Source organism: Variovorax sp. YR634, from assembly GCF_900106655.1.
Classification (GTDB): Bacteria; Pseudomonadota; Gammaproteobacteria; order Burkholderiales; family Burkholderiaceae_C; genus Variovorax.
Genome location: NZ_FNOL01000012.1, coordinates 65711 through 82466, shown reverse-complemented (window position 1 = coordinate 82466; position 16756 = coordinate 65711). Strand labels below are relative to the sequence as shown.

15 protein-coding genes are annotated in these 16756 nt (G+C 67.6%); 7 read left to right on the top strand and 8 right to left on the bottom strand.

Annotated elements, in window-relative coordinates:
- Positions 1-105: 105 nt before the first annotated feature.
- The 5 genes from BLV60_RS20190 to BLV60_RS20170 form a co-directional block, all read right to left on the bottom strand.
- Positions 106-1290, bottom strand: coding sequence for an ABC transporter substrate-binding protein (locus tag BLV60_RS20190; protein ID WP_093057063.1), 1185 nt, complete (start codon positions 1288-1290; stop codon positions 106-108).
- Complete coding sequence (locus tag BLV60_RS20185; protein WP_093057062.1) at positions 1287-2093, bottom strand: alpha/beta fold hydrolase; 807 nt, start codon at positions 2091-2093, stop codon at positions 1287-1289. The genes BLV60_RS20190 and BLV60_RS20185 overlap by 4 nt, the downstream gene beginning before the upstream one ends.
- Positions 2090-3637, bottom strand: a complete 1548-nt coding sequence (locus BLV60_RS20180; RefSeq protein ID WP_093057061.1) for a benzoate-CoA ligase family protein — start codon at positions 3635-3637, stop codon at positions 2090-2092. Before BLV60_RS20180 ends, BLV60_RS20185 begins: the two co-directional genes overlap by 4 nt.
- Before the next feature lie 30 nt (positions 3638-3667).
- The gene (locus BLV60_RS20175; RefSeq protein ID WP_093057060.1) at positions 3668-5218 is read right to left on the bottom strand and encodes a 3,4-dehydroadipyl-CoA semialdehyde dehydrogenase; all 1551 of its coding nucleotides are present in this window, start codon (positions 5216-5218) and stop codon (positions 3668-3670) included.
- Positions 5219-5341: 123 nt separating this feature from the next.
- On the bottom strand, positions 5342-5833 hold the full coding sequence (locus tag BLV60_RS20170; protein WP_093057059.1) for a DUF4863 family protein: 492 nt from the start codon (positions 5831-5833) through the stop codon (positions 5342-5344).
- 163 nt (positions 5834-5996) lie between these two features.
- On the opposite strand from BLV60_RS20170, the gene BLV60_RS20165 reads away from it, so the two are divergent.
- From BLV60_RS20165 to BLV60_RS20145, 5 genes are all read left to right on the top strand, one after another.
- Positions 5997-6953 carry a helix-turn-helix transcriptional regulator gene (locus tag BLV60_RS20165; RefSeq protein WP_093057058.1) on the top strand — a complete coding sequence of 319 codons (957 nt, stop codon included), beginning with the start codon at positions 5997-5999 and terminating at the stop codon, positions 6951-6953.
- Positions 6954-7364: 411 nt separating this feature from the next.
- The gene (gene boxC, locus BLV60_RS20160; protein ID WP_093057057.1) at positions 7365-9041 is read left to right on the top strand and encodes a 2,3-epoxybenzoyl-CoA dihydrolase; all 1677 of its coding nucleotides are present in this window, start codon (positions 7365-7367) and stop codon (positions 9039-9041) included.
- A 31-nt stretch (positions 9042-9072) separates the two neighbouring features.
- Positions 9073-10500: a benzoyl-CoA 2,3-epoxidase subunit BoxB gene (boxB, locus tag BLV60_RS20155; RefSeq protein ID WP_093057056.1), complete on the top strand. Its 1428-nt coding sequence runs from the start codon at positions 9073-9075 to the stop codon at positions 10498-10500.
- 50 nt (positions 10501-10550) lie between these two features.
- Entirely contained in the window at positions 10551-11837 is a 1287-nt protein-coding gene (gene boxA, locus BLV60_RS20150) for a benzoyl-CoA 2,3-epoxidase subunit BoxA (RefSeq protein ID WP_093057166.1), read from the top strand.
- Positions 11838-11847: 10 nt separating this feature from the next.
- Positions 11848-12291, top strand: a complete 444-nt coding sequence (locus tag BLV60_RS20145) for a MaoC family dehydratase (protein WP_093057055.1) — start codon at positions 11848-11850, stop codon at positions 12289-12291.
- Between the two features lie 65 nt (positions 12292-12356).
- On the opposite strand, the gene BLV60_RS20140 is transcribed toward BLV60_RS20145, so the two are convergent.
- The 3 genes from BLV60_RS20140 to BLV60_RS20130 all read right to left on the bottom strand — a co-directional run bounded on the left by BLV60_RS20140 (position 12357) and on the right by BLV60_RS20130 (position 15244).
- A complete protein-coding gene (locus BLV60_RS20140; RefSeq protein ID WP_093057054.1) occupies positions 12357-12836 on the bottom strand; it encodes an adhesin in 480 nt (159 codons plus the stop codon).
- 177 nt (positions 12837-13013) lie between these two features.
- Positions 13014-14042, bottom strand: a complete 1029-nt coding sequence (locus BLV60_RS20135; protein WP_093057053.1) for an alpha/beta hydrolase family protein — start codon at positions 14040-14042, stop codon at positions 13014-13016.
- Positions 14043-14149: 107 nt separating this feature from the next.
- Positions 14150-15244 carry an AraC family transcriptional regulator gene (locus tag BLV60_RS20130; RefSeq protein WP_093057052.1) on the bottom strand — a complete coding sequence of 365 codons (1095 nt, stop codon included), beginning with the start codon at positions 15242-15244 and terminating at the stop codon, positions 14150-14152.
- A gap of 118 nt (positions 15245-15362) precedes the next feature.
- Between BLV60_RS20130 and BLV60_RS20125 the strand changes: the two genes are divergently transcribed.
- Positions 15363-15824, top strand: a complete 462-nt coding sequence (locus tag BLV60_RS20125) for an RrF2 family transcriptional regulator (RefSeq protein ID WP_093057051.1) — start codon at positions 15363-15365, stop codon at positions 15822-15824.
- The gene (locus tag BLV60_RS20120; protein ID WP_093057050.1) at positions 15814-16716 is read left to right on the top strand and encodes an NAD(P)/FAD-dependent oxidoreductase; all 903 of its coding nucleotides are present in this window, start codon (positions 15814-15816) and stop codon (positions 16714-16716) included. The genes BLV60_RS20125 and BLV60_RS20120 overlap by 11 nt, the downstream gene beginning before the upstream one ends.
- Positions 16717-16756 lie beyond the last annotated feature (40 nt).

The window sequence follows — 16756 nt, the reverse complement described above, 5'->3', positions numbered from 1 at the left end:
CTGCGCGGGACACCGCGGAACCGGCTTTGCCGGGCCGCAGGTGTCGCCCCCTGCAAGGGGGTTGGCGCAGCACACGAAGTGAGCGAAGCCTGGGGGTGAGCCTATTTACATCCTGCAGCCGCGGGCTGGGTCAGCCAGTCCCTTGATGGCCGTGCTCACCAGCTTGTTTTCCTTGCCCTCGACCTTGCGCAGGTAGATGTCCTGCACCGGGTTGTGCGACTTGCTCATCGTGAACGTGCCGCGCGGGCTGTCGATCCTGGCCTTCTCGATGGCGGCCGTGAACTCGGCCTTCTTGCCGATGTCGCCCTTGGTGGCGGCAAGGCCCACACCCAGCATCTGCGCCGCGTCGTAGCCCTGCACGGCATACACGTCGGGCTGCAGCTTGAAGGCCTTGGCATAGCCGACGCGGAAGGCGTTGTCGCGCGCGGTGTTCAAGCCGTCGGCGTAGTGCAGCGTGGTCAGCATGCCTTGGGCCGATTCGCCCTGTGCATCGAGCGTGCCGTCGGTCAGGAAGCCGGGGCCGTACAGAGGAATGGTCTTGTTCAGGCCTGCGGCCTGGTAGTCCTTCACGAACTTCACCGCGCCGCCGCCCGCGAAGAAGGCGTACACCGCATCGGGCTTGGCCGCCGCGATTTCGGTCAGCAGCGCCTGGAATTCCACGTTGGGGAAGGGCAGCGTGAGCTGCTTGTCGACCTTGCCGCCGTTTTTCTCGAAACCTTCCTTGAAGCCGTTGACCGACTCGTCGCCGGCAGCGTATTTCCAGGTGATGGTCATCGCCTTCTTTTTGCCCTGCTGCTTGGCCGCCACTTCGCCCATGGCGAAGGCCGGCTGCCAGTTGCTGAACGAGCTGCGGAAGATGTTGGGCGCGCACATCGGCCCGGTCACGGCGTCGGCGCCGGCATTCGGCACGATCAGCACGGTGCCGCTTTCCTTGGCGGCCTTGGCCATGGCCATCGCGACGCCCGAGTGCACGGTGCCGACGATCACGTCGACGTTGTCGCGCTTGATGAGCTTGTTGACGTTGTCGGTGGCCTTGGCGGGGTCGGACTCATCGTCGACCTTGAAGTATTCGATCTCGCGGCCGGCGAGCTTGCCGCCTTGCTCGTCGACGTAGAGCTTGAAGCCGTTCTCGATGGCCACGCCCAGGGCGGTGTAGGTGCCGCTGTAGGGCAGCATCAGGCCGACCTTGAGCTTGCCGGTGCCCTGGGCGCCGGCGGCCGAGGCCAGCGCGGCGAAAGCGATGGCCGTGAGGGCCAGTCGGGCTGTACGCACGGAGGTGGGAAGGGTCATGGTGTCTGTCTCCTGTTTTTGGTGATGAAAGAAGTGGCCGCGACGATGACACGATCCGGCTGATCGCGATGCGGGGAATGCCCGCATTCAGGGATTTCGAGCAGCTCGCAACCACTGACGCGCGCGGCGATGCCGCGGATCTGCGCAAGCGTGCCGTACTCGTCGTCGATGCCCTGCACGGCAAGCACGGGGCAGCGGATGGTGTCGAGCTCCGCCTCGATGTTCCAGTCGCGAAAGGGCGGGTGCAGCCAGATGCGGTTCCAGCCCCAGAAGGCTGAGTCGGCGCTGTCGTGATAGCGGCCGAGCTTCTTCGGCAGGTCGGTGCCCAGGTATGCGGTGCGGGCGATCTCGATGTTCGCGACGGTCTTGTCTTCCACGAAGATGTGCGGAGCGAGCACGACCAGGCCTTCGACTTTTTCGGGAAAGCGCGAGGCGTACAGCAGCGCGATCGAGCCGCCGTCGCTGTGGCCGAAGAGCCAGGGCTTTTCATCGCCGAGCTCCAGCGCGGTGAAGAGGGCGGGCAGCACTTCGTGCGCCTGGCGGTGCATGAAGTCGACGTCCCAGATCTCGTCGTCGGCGCGCGGGGTGGAGCGGCCGTAGCCGGGACGCGAGAAGACCAGGCCTCGCGCGCTGGCGGCTTCGCAGACTTGTGCGGGGAAGTCCTTCCACATGGCGATGGAGCCCAGGCCTTCGTGCAGGAACACGATGAGCGGGGCGTCGGTGCGCTCGGGGGCGATCCACTGGCACTCGATCTGCACGCTGCGGCCGCGCCAGTCGATGGCGGCGAAGTCGGGCGTGCTCATGCCTGCTTCTCGCGCTCGCGCAGCCTGAAGCGCTGGATCTTGCCGGTCGCCGTCTTCGGCAGCTCGCTCACGAACTCCAGGAAGCGCGGGTATTTATATGGCGCAAGGCGTTCCTTGACGAAGGCCTTCAGCTCTTCCTCGGTTGCCGCGCTGCCGTCTTTCAGCACCACGAAGGCCTTGGTCTTGGTCAGCCCTTCGGTGTCTTCCTTGCCGATGACTGCCGCTTCGAGCACGGCCGGGTGCTGCATCAGCGTGGCCTCGACCTCGAAGGGCGACACGTAGATGCCGCTGACCTTGAGCATGTCGTCGCTGCGCCCGGCGTAGGTGAAGTAGCCGTCGGCGTCGCGTGTGTACTTGTCGCCGCTCTTGGTCCAGCCGCCCTGGAAGGTCTCGCGCGACTTCTCGCGGTTGGCCCAGTACATCAGGGCCGAACTGGGGCCGCGGATGTAGAGGTCGCCCACTTCGCCGTCGGGCACCGGGCGACCGTCTTCGCCGCGCAGCTCGACCTCGTAGCCGTCCACCGGCTTGCCGGTGGTTCCGTAGCGGATGTCGCCGGGGCGGTTGGAGATGAAGATGTGCAGCATCTCGGTCGAGCCGATGCCGTCGATGATTTCGCAGCCGAAGTGCGCCTTGAAGCGCTGAGCGATCTCGCCCGGCAAGGCTTCACCGGCCGATGAGCACATGCGCAGCGCCACCGCTTCGCGCGCAGGCAGCTTGGGCGATGCGAGCATGCCCGCGAAGCCCGTGGGCGCACCGAAGAACACTGTGGGCTTGTGCTCCACCCAGCGGCGGAAGGTGGCGTCGGGCGTGGGTCGCTCGGCCATCAGCACCACGGTGGCGCCGACCGACAGCGGGAAGGTCAGCGCATTGCCGAGGCCGTACGCGAAGTACATCTTGGCGGCCGAGAAGCACACGTCGTTCTCGGTGAGGTCGAGCACAGGCTTGCCGTAGAGCTCGGCCGTCCACCACAGGTTGGCATGCGTGTGGACCGTGCCCTTGGGCTTGCCGGTGGAGCCGGAGGAGTACAGCCAGAAACCCGGGTCATCGGAAGCGGTTGTCACGGGCGACGCCAGGGGCTCGACGGCGGCGAGCGCGGCATCGAATTCCTTCGCGCCATCGGGCAGGGCGCCCGTGGGCTGCGACACGATCAGCGTGTGCACTTCATGGCCGCCGCGCGCCATCGCCTCCTGCAGCGTGGGCAGCAGCGCGCCCGACACCAGCACCGCCTGCGCGCGGCTGTGGTCGAGCATGTAGGCGTAGTCGTCGGGCGTGAGCAGCGTGTTGACAGCGACCGGCACGACGCCGGCATAGAGGCTGCCGAGAAAGCTCACGGGCCAGTCGTTGCCATCGAGCATCAGCAGCAGCACGCGCTCTTCGCGCCGGATGCCTGCGGCCTTCAGCGCGGCGGCCAGCCGGCGCGCGCGGTCTTCGAGCTGGCCGTAGCTCAGCGTGCCGCGGTCATCGATGTAGGCGGTGCGTTCGGCGCGGCCGCGGTTGAGGGCGAACAGATGCTCGGCGAAGTTGAATCGTGTGGGCAGGGTCATGGTCTTGTCTCCTTCGGCCGTGTTCTTGTTCTAGAGGCCGAGCGCGGCGATGACGCCGGGGCTCGCCTGCACCGCGCTGCGGCGGTGATAGAAATCGAGCGCGCGCAGCCCGCCGAGCTCGGCGCCGCCGCCCGCGCGGCCTGGGCCGCCGTGCAGCGACATCGGCATCACGTTGCCGTGGCCGGTATGGGCCTGTGCCACTTCGGGGGTGATGACGTGCACGCGGCCGTGACTGGGCGCGACCGACAGCGCGGCTTGCGCCAGAGCTGCGTCGTCGCTGCCATATAGAGAGGTGACGAGCGAGCCCTGGCCGCGGTGCGCCAGCGCGATGCCGTGCGCGAGGTCGCGGTAGGGCAGCAGCGTGGCCACGGGGCCGAACACTTCCACGTCGTGCACGCGCTGCGCCGCATCGGCGTCACGCGCGCCAAGCAGCACGGGGCCGATGCAGGCGGCGATGTTCGGGTCGGCGTCGATCAGCGGCTTGTTGCGGCCATCGTGCAGCACAGTTGTTTGCGCGGCCAGTGCGTCGAGGCCTTCGCGCACTGCGTTCAACTGCGCGCGGCTCACGAGCGAACCCATGCGCACGCTCTCGGTGCGCGGATTGCCGACGGTGATGCCCGCGAGCTTGGCGCCGATGGCTTCGGCCGCCGCGTCGTACACCTCGGCTGGCACCAGGATGCGGCGGATGGCCGTGCATTTCTGGCCCGACTTCACCGTCATCTCGCGCACCACTTCACGCACGAGCAGGTTGAAGGCCTCGCTGCCGGGTGCGGCGCCGGGCAGCAGCAGGGCGCTGTTGAGGCTGTCGGCCTCGATGTTCACGCGCACCGAGCGTTCGGCCACGGCGGCGTGCGAGCGGATCACTGCGGCTGTCTCGGCCGAACCGGTGAACGAGGCCACGTCGAAGGGCTGCAGCGCATCCATCAAACCGGCCGAGCTGCCGCAGACGATGGAGAGCGCGCCAGCGGGCAGCACGCCTGCATCGACCACGTCCTTCACCATGCGCTGCGTGAGCCAGGCGGTGGCCGTGGCGGGCTTCACGATCACGGGCACGCCCGACAGCAGCGCGGGCGCAGCCTTTTCCCACAAGCCCCAGGAGGGGAAGTTGAAGGCGTTGATGAACAACGCCACGCCGTGCGTTGGCACCTGCAGGTGCTGCGACTGGAACACCGGTTCCTTGCCGAGCTTGACGGGTTCACCATCGCGCAGCGCGCGAACGTCGCCGAGCGCGTCGCCCCATTTCGCGTATTGGCCGATCGTGAAGATCGCGCCGTCGATGTCGACGGCCGAGTCGTTCTTCACCGTGCCGGAATTGGCGGTGGCGATCTCGTAGTACGCGTCGCGGTTGGCTTGCAGCACCTTCACGACGGCTGCGAGCAAGGCGGCGCGCTGGCGGTAGGTGAGGGCGCGCAGCGCCTCGCCACCCTGTTCGCGTGCAAAGGCAAAGGCCGCGGGCAGGTCGAGGCCGGTGGCATCGACGCGCGCGAGCTCGGTGCCCAGCACCGGGTCGAACAGGGGCGTGCCGGCGCCCGATCCGCTTTGCCAGCGGCCGGCGACGTAGTTGGAAAGGAGCTCGGTCATTCGATGGGTCTCAACGTGGGCAGGTTCGGGGAACACCGCGGAACCGGCTTTGCCGGGCCGCTGGTGTTGCCCCCGGCGAGGGGGTTGGCGGCCACACGAAGTGGGCAAGCCTGGGGGAGTGCTTCATACGGTGAACTTGATCTGCCCTTCGGGCAGCAGATACAGGACGAGCGCGCGGCCACTGGCCACGGTCGGGCGGTGCGCGGTGCCGGGCCCGTAGACGCACCAGCCCGCGGGCCGTCCGTCGAAGGTGGCGGCGCTGTCGTCGAGCGGCATGATCAGGTCGATCTCGCCGTTCGGATGCGTGTGGTGCGGGCCGGCGATGTCCTTCATGTCGACCACGTCGACCGAGAAGCGGTGCAGCGCGTCTTCGGCCTTGAAGACGCGGCCGTACCTGATGCCGCCGCCTTCGCGTTCGCAGAGCCAGCCTTCGGCGACGCCGCCGATGCAGGCCTGGCGCAACTGCTCGAAGCTGGCGCTGCCCGCGCCGTGGGTGGCGTTGAGCCACTGGTCGAGCGTGCCGTCGAGCGGCCTGCCGGCAATCTCGGCGGTCAGGCCGGCGATCAGCTGGTGAAATGCTTCCTTGCCGGTGGCGGGAGTGCTGCTGTCGGACATCGTGGGGCCTCGAACTTTGGAACTACCTTGCAGGATCACTGCGCGTGCAGTATCTTGCGTGTGGCCGAACAATAAGCATCGAGACAATGAGTGTCAAGCAATATAGTGCATCTATGGTGTTTACCCTGAGCGCGCACAATCCCGGCGAAGAACGAGGAATTGCATGAATGAGCATGTAGACGCGGGGCTGGCCGCCGCGCTGGAAAGCGGCAACGGCAGCAACGGTGCCCAGGGCCACGCCGTCGCAGGGGAGGCGAAGAATCCGCTGCTGGTGGCGCTGGGCGACCGCGTGCGCAACCTGCGCGCGCAGCGCGGCCTCACGCGCAAGGCGGTGGCCATTTCGGCCGACGTGTCGGAGCGCCACCTGGCCAATCTTGAATACGGCATCGGCAACGCGTCGATCCTGGTGCTGCAGCAGGTGGCCGGTGCGCTGCACTGCTCGCTGGCCGAACTGGTGGGTGACGTCACGACCAGCTCGCCCGAGTGGCTGCTGATCCGCGAACTGCTCGAGCACCGCAGCGAAGCCGACCTGCGCCGCGTGCGCGTGGCGCTCGGCGAGCTGCTGGGCACCGCCTCTGTCGACCCGGCGCGGCACCGGCGCATCGCCCTCGTGGGGCTGCGCGGCGCGGGCAAGTCGACGCTGGGGCAGATGCTGGCCGAAGACCTGGAACTGCCCTTCATTGAGCTGAGCCGCGAGATCGAGAAGCTCGCCGGTTGCAGCGTGCGCGAGATCCACGACCTGTACGGCACCAACGCCTACCGTCGCTACGAGCGCCGCGCGCTCGAGGAGGCTGTGCAGATCTACAGCGAGGTGGTCATCGCCACGCCCGGCGGCATCGTGTCAGACCCGGCCACCTTCAACGAACTGCTCGCGCACTGCACCACCGTGTGGCTGCAGGCCGCGCCCGAGGAGCACATGGGCCGTGTGGCCGCGCAGGGCGACACCCGCCCGATGGCGGCCAGCAAGGAAGCGATGGAAGACCTGCGCCGCATCCTGAACGGCCGGGCCGCCTTTTATTCGAAGGCCGATCTGTCGGTGGACACCAGCGGCAGGACTTTGTCGCAGAGCTTCCAGGCGCTGCGGGCGGTGGCTCGGCAGTCGATGGGGTTGGGCGCCTGAGCCTTCGGGGTGGGATCACGCCGACGGGGTACCTTGCTCCGCGAATGTCCTCCGGCCTGCGGCCTCCCCCTTTATTTCGCTGCGCAAGGCACCCCGCCGTCGTGATCGTTGGACAGAGCGCTGGCTGGTCGGCAGAACACCAGCAGCGTGCCCTGTGCGCAGGGCGCCGGGTGCTCCCCGCAGCGAAATAAAGGAGGAGGGGCGAAGCCCCGGGGGACATTCGCGGAGGGGAGTACCCGGTGGCCTGCGCACGTACCCTGACCCCCTCAACCCAGCCTGAAATCTGAAAAAAAGTGCACTAGGCATTGACTTGCCTATTTGCATGCAGCATGATGCATGTCATCGGAGCAAGAAAGTGCACTATCTTTCCTGTTCACGGTTTCCGAACACTGCCCCACAGGAGACTTCCGCATGACCGACACCACCACGCTCCAGGCGCCCCCGCGCGTCGACTACCGCACTGAACCCGGCCAGTACCGCCACTGGTCCCTGAGCTTCGACGGTGCCATCGCGCGCCTCGTGCTCGACATTGCGGAAGACGGCGGCATCCGCCCCGGCTACAAGTTGAAGCTCAACAGCTATGACCTGGGCGTGGACATCGAGCTGAACGACGCGCTCAACCGCGTGCGCTTCGAGCACCCCGAAGTGCGCAGCGTGATCGTCACCAGCGGCAAGGACCGCATCTTCTGCTCGGGCGCCAACATCTTCATGCTCGGCGTCTCGGGCCATGCGTGGAAGGTGAACTTCTGCAAGTTCACGAATGAAACGCGCAACGGCATCGAAGACTCCTCGAAGCATTCGGGCCTGAAGTTCCTCGCGGCCGTGAATGGTGCCTGCGCGGGCGGCGGCTACGAACTGGCACTGGCTTGCGACGAGATTTTGCTGGTGGACGACCGCTCCTCCGCCGTGTCGCTGCCCGAAGTGCCGCTGCTCGGCGTGCTGCCCGGCACCGGCGGCCTGACCCGCGTGACCGACAAGCGCCACGTGCGCCATGACCTCGCCGACATCTTCTGTACCAGCGTCGAAGGCGTGCGCGGCCAGCGCGCGGTCGACTGGCGTCTGGTCGATGCCGTGGCCAAGCCCGCGCAGTTCGCCGCTGCGGTGCAAGACCGTGCTTCGCAGCTCGCCGCAGGCAGCGACCGCCCCGCCGGCGGCAAGGGCGTGGCCCTGACCCGCCTCGAGCGCACCGACAGCGCCGACGGCATCGCCTATTCGCACGTCAACGTGCAGATCGACCGCAGCAAGCGCACCGCCACGATCACCGTCAAGGCCCCCACCGGCACGCAGCCGGCGGACATCGCCGCCATCGAAGCCGCAGGCGCTGCCTGGTGGCCGCTCGCGATGTGCCGCGAACTCGACGACGCCATCCTCAACCTGCGCACCAACGAACTCGACACCGGCACCTGGCTGCTCAAGACCGAAGGCGATGCCGCCGCCGTGCTCGCGTCGGACGCCGTGATGCTCGCCAACAAGGACCACTGGCTGGTGCGCGAAACCATCGGCGCGCTGCGTCGCACGCTGGCACGCCTCGATGTTTCTTCGCGCAGCCTGTTCGCGCTGGTCGAAGCCGGCTCGTGCTTCGCCGGCACGCTGGCCGAGCTGGCCTTCGCGGCCGACCGCACGTACATGCTTGCGCTGCCCGACGACGCCGACCGCGCACCCAAGCTCACGCTCGACGAGTTCAACTTCGGCTTCTTCCCGATGGTGAACGACCAGAGCCGTCTGCAGCGCCGCTTCTATGAAGAGGCCGCGCCGCTCGAAGCCGCGCGCGCCGCCGCCGGCAAGGCGCTCGACGCCGACGAAGCGCTGAAGCTCGGCCTGGTCACCGCCGCACCCGACGACATCGACTGGGACGACGAGATCCGCATCGTCATCGAGGAGCGCGCCGCCATGTCGCCCGACGCGCTCACCGGCCTCGAAGCCAACCTGCGCTTCGCGAGCAAGGAGAACATGGCCACTCGCATCTTCGGCCGGCTCACCGCCTGGCAGAACTGGATCTTCAACCGCCCCAACGCCGTCGGCGAAAAGGGTGCGCTCAAGGTCTACGGCACCGGCGAAAAGGCCGGCTTCGACATGAACCGCGTTTGAGCTGACAGTCCGCACAACCCAAGGAACAACGATGAGCACGATCAACTACAGCGAGAAGATCCCCAACAACGTCAACCTCGGCGAAGACCGCACGCTGCAGCGCGCGCTCGAAGGCTGGCAGCCCAACTTCATCAACTGGTGGGACGACGTGGGCCCCGAAGGCTCCACCAACCACGAGGTGTACCTGCGCACGGCCGTGAGCGTCGACCCGCAGGGCTGGGCCCAGTTCGGCCATGTGAAGATGCGCGACTACCGCTGGGGCATCTTCCTGAACCCGGGCGACGCCAACCGCGAAGTTCACTTCGGCGACCACAAGGGCGAGAAGGCCTGGCAGGACGTGCCCGGCGAACACCGCGCCAACCTGCGCCGCATCATCGTGACGCAGGGCGACACCGAGCCCGCATCGGTCGAGCAGCAGCGCCACCTGGGCCTCACGGCGCCAAGCATGTACGACCTGCGCAACCTGTTCCAGATCAACGTGGAAGAAGGCCGCCACCTGTGGGCGATGGTCTATCTGCTGCACAAGCACTTCGGCCGCGACGGGCGCGAGGAAGCCGAGGCGCTCTTGCAGCGCACCTCGGGCGACGAGAACAACCCGCGCATCCTGGGTGCCTTCAACGAGCGCACGCCCGACTGGCTCGCGTTCTTCATGTTCACGTACTTCACAGACCGCGACGGCAAGTTCCAGCTTTCGGCGCTGGCCGAAAGCGCGTTCGATCCGCTGGCGCGCACCACGAAGTTCATGCTGACCGAGGAAGCGCACCACATGTTCGTGGGCGAAAGCGGCGTGTCGCGCGTCATCGCGCGCACCGCTCAGGTGATGAACGAGCTGAAGACCGATGACGCGCAGAAGGTGCGCGCCGCGGGCTGCATCGACCTGGGCACCATCCAGCGCTACCTGAACTTCCACTACAGCGTGACCATCGACCTGTTCGGCGCCGACCAGTCGAGCAACGCCGCCATCTTCTACAGCTCGGGCCTGAAGGGCCGCTACGAAGAAGGCAAGCGCACGGACGATCACATCCTCAAGGGCCAGACCTACAAGGTGCTGGAAGTGAAGGAAGGCCAGCTCGTCGAGAAAGACGTGCCGATGCTCAATGCACTGAACGAAGTGCTGCGCGACGACTTCATCAAGGACTCGGTGGCCGGCGTCGGCCGCTGGAACAAGGTGCTGGAAAAGGCCGGCATCCCGACCCGCCTGGTGGTGCCGCACAAGGCCTTCAACCGCCAGATCGGCGCGCTCGCCGGCATCAAGATGTCGCCGGAAGGCCGCGTGGTGAACGACGTGGAATGGGCCGCCAAGCGCGACGAATGGCTGCCGAGCGCCGAAGACTTCGCTTTCGTGGCATCGTTGATGGGCCGCGTGGTGGAGCCGGGCAAGTTCGCAGGCTGGATCTCGCCGCCGGTGATGGGCATCAATCGCCAGCCCGTGGACTTCGAATACGTGCGTTTCGGCTGAGCGCCTGGATATGAATCCCTCGTCCCCACGGCGAGGGGATGGAGAACAACATGGACATGGCCGTTGAAGCCGGGGTCATCAAGCAGCACCTGATCGACCCCGAGATCTGCATCCGCTGCAACACTTGCGAGGCCACCTGCCCCGTCAACGCGATCACGCACGACGATAACAACTACGTCGTGCGAGCCGACGTCTGCAACGGCTGCATGGCCTGCATCTCGCCGTGCCCGACGGGCTCGATCGACAACTGGCGCACGATGCCGCTGGTGCGCGCGTACACGATCGAGGAACAGCTCACCTGGGAATCGCTGCCCGCCGAGCTCTCGCCCGAAGAACTGGAAGCGGCCGGCGTGTCTGCCGAAGCCGCTGGCGATGGCGCCGCGCCTGAGCAAACCCAGGCGCAAGCCCAGGCTGCAGTCGAATCCGTCGAGCCGGCCTTCAACTCCGCGCAGTACGGCGCCACCGTGCCGCCCTGGTCGGCTGCGCACGCCTACACCAATCTCTTTCCGCCGAAGACGCCGACCACCGCCACCGTGGTGGGCAACTTCAACTGCACCGAGGCGGGCTTCGACAGCGAGACGCATCACATCGTGCTCGACTTCGGCGTGTTGCCATTCCCGGTGCTCGAAGGCCAGTCGATCGGCATCGTGCCGCCGGGCGTGGACGCCATCGGCAAGCGCCACCATGCGCGCCAGTACTCGGTGGCCAGCCCGCGCAACGGCGAGCGGCCCGGCTACAACAACGTCTCGCTCACCGTGAAGCGCGTGACCGAAGACCATGAAGGCGAGCCGGTGCGCGGCGTGTGCTCCAACTACGTGTGCGACCTGAAGGTGGGCGACACGGTGCAGGTGGTGGGGCCCTTCGGCGCGTCGTTCCTGATGCCGAACCACCCCAGGTCGCACATCGTGATGATCTGCACCGGCACCGGCAGCGCGCCGATGCGCGCCATGACCGAATGGCGCCGCCGGCTGCGCAAGAGCGGCAAGTTCGAAGGCGGCAAGCTGATGCTGTTCTTCGGCGCGCGCACGCAGCAGGAGCTGCCGTACTTCGGTCCGCTGCAGTCGCTGCCCAAGGACTTCATCGACATCAACCTCGCGTTCTCGCGCACGCCGGGGCAACCCAAGCGCTACGTGCAGGACCTGATGCGCGAACGCGCCGCCGACCTGGCCGCACTGCTGAAAGACGGCAGCAGCCACTTCTACGTGTGCGGCCTCAAGAGCATGGAAGAGGGCGTGGTGCTCGCACTGCGCGACGTGGCGAAGGAAGCGGGGCTCGACTGGGACTCCGTCGGCGCTGCCCTGAAGCGCGAAGGCCGCCTGCACCTCGAAACGTACTAAGCTGCGGCGGATGAAGTTCGCCGACTTCCATGCGGGCCAGGTTATCGAGGCCGGCCCTTACGTGCTTGCCGAAGCCGAGCTCCTGCAGTTCGCGCGGGCCTACGACCCGCAGTCGTTTCACACCGATGCCGACGCGGCTGCCGACAGCCCTTTCGGCGGGCTGATCGCCAGCGGCTGGCATACGTGCTCCATCGCGATGCGGCTGGTGGTCGGCGCGGCGCTCGCCGGCTCCGAGTCTTTTGCGTCGCCGGGGCTCGAGCATGTGCGCTGGCCCAACCCGGTGCGGCCCGGCGACGCGCTGCGACTGGTGGCAGACGTGATCGAGGTGCGCCGCTCCGAGAAGCGCCCCACGCTCGGCATCCTGCGCTGGCGCTGGCGGCTCTTCAACCAGCGCGAGCTGGTGGTGCTCGACGCGGAAGTCACCAGCCTGTTCAAGCTCAAGCTGGCCGACTGAGGCTTCATCAATAAAAAAGCCCGCAACACGGGCGCTGCGGGCTTTCTTCGGCTTGGCCGCCGGGGTTACTGCTGCTTGATGTCGACAGCGCCCGAGCCTTGGGCCTTGGCGCGAGCCTTTGCGCCGGCGTTTGCCGGCTTCACGGTACCGGCGGTCGAGCCCACGGCGCCGGTTGCGCCATTCAGCGTGCTGCCAGCGGTGTTCGCTACGCCGCCCACTGCATTGGTGGCGCCGCCGACAGCGCCGGTGGCACCACCCAGCACGCCACCGACGGCATTGCCAACGCCGCCTGTCGAGTTGCCGGCCGCGTCGGTGGCGGTAGTGCCGGCATTCGTGCGGGCGCCTGCGGCCGCACCGGTGCGTGCACCGGCGCCTGCTGCGGCTCCGCCCTGTGGGGAGCCGGTGCCGGCGGCGCCCGAAGTGTTCACGTCTGCATTGACTCCCACGCCGACCCCGACGCCTTGCGCCTGGGCTGCGCCGCCGACGGCCAGGAGGCCTGCGAGCAGGGCGCCGAGGAAGATGCGGTTGTGTTGCTGTTGCTTCATGGGTGACTGTTCCTTTCGTAGCATGGTCACGATTTCAAGAACCGACCGAGGTTCGATCGATTCGGGTGCAACCATGGCCGGGCCGCCATCTGTCGCCATGTGCGCGACAGTCGCCCACGCATGTGGGAATCGGCTGTCGGCGAAATCAGAGGCTCGTACGTTAGGCCCCGGCCCGCATCAAGGCAGCAGATGCGTGCTGAAGAACGCTGTTGTCTTGCGGTTCACGTCCGGTAACACGCCGCTGCGGTCGAAGCCAGATGGGTCGTTGAGCATGTCGCCGATCAGCCCGGTGAGTCCCGGCGGCAGCGGCGACAGCAGCGAACCGTGCCCGGCGGTGGGCATGTCGGCAATCAGTTCGCAGCGCGGCAGGCAGGCCGCCAGCACCCTGTCGCTGTGAAAGCGCGGGATCAGCCAGCGGTCTTGCCGGGCGGTGATGAGCCCCAGCGGCACGCGCGGGTTGGCCAGCGAGGCCATGTCGAAATCGGCCGACGAAGGCACGGCCGCCGCGATGGCGGCGATGCGCGGGTCGGTGTGCTCGCGCGGGGTGGCGTCGTCGAAGCGATGGCGGATGACCCACAGCGCGGCCCATTTCTTCAGGCCATCGAAAGGCCCGCCCGTCAGCCGCATGATCAGGCCGACACAGGACTGGAAGTCGTCCACCAGGTTCGCCTCGCAATGCTGTTTGAACCCGGCCGGCGACCAGCGCCCGCCCGCGAGGCTCAGCGCCGTATGCCCGCCGGCCGACATGCCGTACATGCCGACCTTGTCGAGCTGCAGCAACGGCGCGAAGCGAGGGTCGCGTGCTACTGCGTCGATGGCGCGCGACACCTCGGCCGGGCGCATCGTCCAGCTGTCGGGGCCGGGGTTGCTGTCGTCCTTGTAGTTGTCGGCCTTGTGCTCGGGCATGGCGACGATGAAGCCGGCGTCTACCAGGCTGCGCGCCAGGTCCACGTGCACCCATGGCGCGCCGCCGGAGCCGTGCGAGACGACGACCAGCCGGCCATTGCCGCGCACCGGTGCGCCCTGCGCCGCCACGTCGAGCGTGAAGCGGGCGCGCCGGGTCGGCTGGGCCGCATCTGCGGACGGGTAGAACACCGTGACCGGGCCGTCGTCAGCCGTGGCAGGAAGCTCCGCCATGCCCATCGAGGCTTGCGCCCATCCGGACCACAGGGCCAGCAGGAAGATGAAATGGAAACGTCGTCGCATCGAACTCCTTGTCATCGGAGGCCCATGCCCCCGGCGACCCGGACGATGCAGCGGCGCGCCGGCAACGTCTTGCCGAAAGCCGCAAACGCGGTTTTCGGCAAGAGATTTCAGGATTCGGCCAGCTTCTGCTTGCGGAATTCGGTGGGCGTGAGGCCGGTGGCGGCCTTGAACGCGCGGTTGAACGGGCCGATGGACTGGAAGCCCGCGGTCAAGGCGATGGTCAGCACCGGCAGCTCGCGCTTCGAGGAGTCGGCCAGCGCCGCCGTGGCCTCGGCCAGCCGGAAGCCGTTGACGAAGGCGTTGAAATTGCGATGGCCCAGCCGCTGGTTGATGAGGCGGCGCAGGCGGTATTCGGGCACTGAGAGCCGTGCGGCGAGGGCGGCGATGCTCAGGTCTTCGCTGCGATAGGCGTGATCGACCGCCATGGCGTGTTGCAGGGATTCGGCGAGGCGGTCTTCGGCGGGGTCGGGGGCCGGGGGGGCGACAGGGGGCGGTTCGACCGTTGGGATAGGCGCATCTGGAACCATCGCGGCCGGAAACAGCTCCGACCCCGCCAGCCGCACCATCCGCCAAGCCACCACCGCCACGATCAGCAGCAGCATCGCCACATCAGCCGTCGCCGACAGGCTGGACAGCTGCCCGCGCGGCGAGGCCAGCCGGACGACCAGCATCCCGACGCTGTAGCCGACGCCCGTCACCACGATGAACACGCGCAGCCGGCGCCGCCCCTCCACCAGGTCCGCCCGCCACTGCGAGGCTGCCGCCATCGCGGCCAGCACTGCGAACACCAGTGGCACGGCGCGCTGAACTCCCATCGTCACCGGTGCGAGCACCGAGGCGCTGCCCGCCACCACCGCGCAGTTGAGCGCGGCCACCGCGGCCACCACGAGCCAAGCGGCAACGTGCACGGGCCGCGGCCTGAAGTCATCGTTGAATAGCGCCTGCACGAACACCCAGAACAGCACTGCATTGCCGACCGCCACGGCGACGAACGGCGACTGCCACACGCGCGGCACGAGCGATTCGAAGGCCGGCGCGGAGCCGATGACCTGGATGCACAGGCCCAGCGTCAGCAGCACGCCGGCGCGCGCGACCGGCAGGCGAGGGCGGTCGCGGCCGAGGACCAGCGCGAGCACGAGCAGCAAGGCCAGCAGCACGCCGCGCAGGGCGGCGTCGAGCAGGGTTGTCGGGGCGGGCGTCATGGTGGGGTTGGTGCAGCCGGCCCGATTCTCACCTCAGTGCCGTGACAACCGACGGGCGTTCCGGCCCCGCAAGACCCTTCGGCACGCCATGACAAACATATGCAACTCATAATGTTGCATGAAACGAGACAGCAAGCTTTCAGCCGTTCTCCACGTGCTCCTGCACATGGCCGAGATGAACGACCCCGTCACTTCCGAGTCGCTCGCGGCCGCGATGCACACCAACCCGGTCGTCGTGCGCCGCCTCATGGCCGGCCTGCGGCAGGCGGGGTTCGTCAGCTCGGCCAAGGGCCATGGCGGCGGCTGGGTGCTGTCGTGTTCGCTGGCGGCGGTGACGCTGGGCGACATCCACAACGCCGTCGGCGCGCCCGCGCTGCTGGCCATGGGCAATCGCACCGAGAGCCCGGGCTGCATCGTCGAGCAGGCCGTGAACGCGGCGCTCGACGGAGCGTGCGACGAGGCCGAGGCGCTGCTGCTCAGGCGTTTCAACAGCATCACGCTGGCCGATCTTTCCAGGGACTTCCACCGCCGCATGACGGGCGGCGGCTTTACATCGAAGGACATTGAACATGCGCTATGACGCTCTGATCGTGGGCGGCAGCTTTGCCGGCCTTTCCGCTGCCATGCAGCTGGCGCGCGCACGAAGGAACGTATGCGTCGTCGATGCGGGTGCGCCGCGCAACCGCTTTGCCGCGGCGTCGCACGGTTTCTTCGGGCAGGACGGCGTGCCGCCCTTGAAGATGATTGCCGACGCGCGCGACAAGCTGCTTGCGTATCCGTCCGTCAAGTTCGTCAGCGGCAGTGCGGTGGCCGCGAGCTCCGATGGCGCCGAGGGGTTCACGGTGTCCCTGAACAACGGCGAGCAGGTCCAGACCCGCAAGCTGCTTCTGGCGTACGGCATTCAGGACGGCCTGCCCGACATCGCCGGCATCAGCGAGCGCTGGGGCAAGAGCGTGTTGCACTGCCCCTATTGCCACGGCTACGAGTTCAGCGGGCGTCCACTGGGCGTGCTGTTCCACAGCGGGCATCCGCCGGACCATTCGCTGCTGATCAACGAGTGGGGCCCGACCACGGTCTTCCTGAATGGCGGCGACGGGCCTGATGCCGAGACGCGCGCGAGGCTGCAGTCGCGCGGCGTGGCCATCGAGCCGGGGCGCATCGTTGGCCTGGAAGGCGCGGCGCCTCAGCTTGCCGGCGTGCGCATCGACGATGGCAGGCTCGTGCCGATCGAGGCGCTGTACGTGGTGCCGCACACGCGTCCGTCCAGTCCGCTGGCCGAACAGCTCGGCTGCGCCTTCGACGACGGCCCCTTCGGCCCGGTGCTGCGCGTCGACGGCATGAAGATGACGACGGTGCCCGACGTCTACGCGGCGGGCGACCTCTCGATGAAATTCACCAATGCCACGCTGGCCTCGGCGGACGGCCTGATGGCCGGCGTGTCGCTGCATCGGTCGCTGGTGTTCGACGCTTGAGCGAACTTTTTTCCCGGATTCGGGAAAAGTGGCTCAAGAT

Coding starts and splice junctions, on each gene's coding strand:
- BLV60_RS20145 (WP_093057055.1), top strand. CDS start 11,848: ATGAAGTTCGCCGACTTCCATGCGGGCCAGGTTATCGAGGCCGGCCCT.
- BLV60_RS20165 (WP_093057058.1), top strand. CDS start 5,997: ATGAATGAGCATGTAGACGCGGGGCTGGCCGCCGCGCTGGAAAGCGGC.
- BLV60_RS20120 (WP_093057050.1), top strand. CDS start 15,814: ATGCGCTATGACGCTCTGATCGTGGGCGGCAGCTTTGCCGGCCTTTCC.
- BLV60_RS20125 (WP_093057051.1), top strand. CDS start 15,363: ATGAAACGAGACAGCAAGCTTTCAGCCGTTCTCCACGTGCTCCTGCAC.
- boxC (WP_093057057.1), top strand. CDS start 7,365: ATGACCGACACCACCACGCTCCAGGCGCCCCCGCGCGTCGACTACCGC.
- BLV60_RS20175 (WP_093057060.1), bottom strand. CDS start 5,218: ATGACCGAGCTCCTTTCCAACTACGTCGCCGGCCGCTGGCAAAGCGGA.
- boxA (WP_093057166.1), top strand. CDS start 10,551: ATGGACATGGCCGTTGAAGCCGGGGTCATCAAGCAGCACCTGATCGAC.
- BLV60_RS20130 (WP_093057052.1), bottom strand. CDS start 15,244: ATGACGCCCGCCCCGACAACCCTGCTCGACGCCGCCCTGCGCGGCGTG.
- BLV60_RS20190 (WP_093057063.1), bottom strand. CDS start 1,290: ATGACCCTTCCCACCTCCGTGCGTACAGCCCGACTGGCCCTCACGGCC.
- boxB (WP_093057056.1), top strand. CDS start 9,073: ATGAGCACGATCAACTACAGCGAGAAGATCCCCAACAACGTCAACCTC.
- BLV60_RS20185 (WP_093057062.1), bottom strand. CDS start 2,093: ATGAGCACGCCCGACTTCGCCGCCATCGACTGGCGCGGCCGCAGCGTG.
- BLV60_RS20135 (WP_093057053.1), bottom strand. CDS start 14,042: ATGCGACGACGTTTCCATTTCATCTTCCTGCTGGCCCTGTGGTCCGGA.
- BLV60_RS20180 (WP_093057061.1), bottom strand. CDS start 3,637: ATGACCCTGCCCACACGATTCAACTTCGCCGAGCATCTGTTCGCCCTC.
- BLV60_RS20170 (WP_093057059.1), bottom strand. CDS start 5,833: ATGTCCGACAGCAGCACTCCCGCCACCGGCAAGGAAGCATTTCACCAG.
- BLV60_RS20140 (WP_093057054.1), bottom strand. CDS start 12,836: ATGAAGCAACAGCAACACAACCGCATCTTCCTCGGCGCCCTGCTCGCA.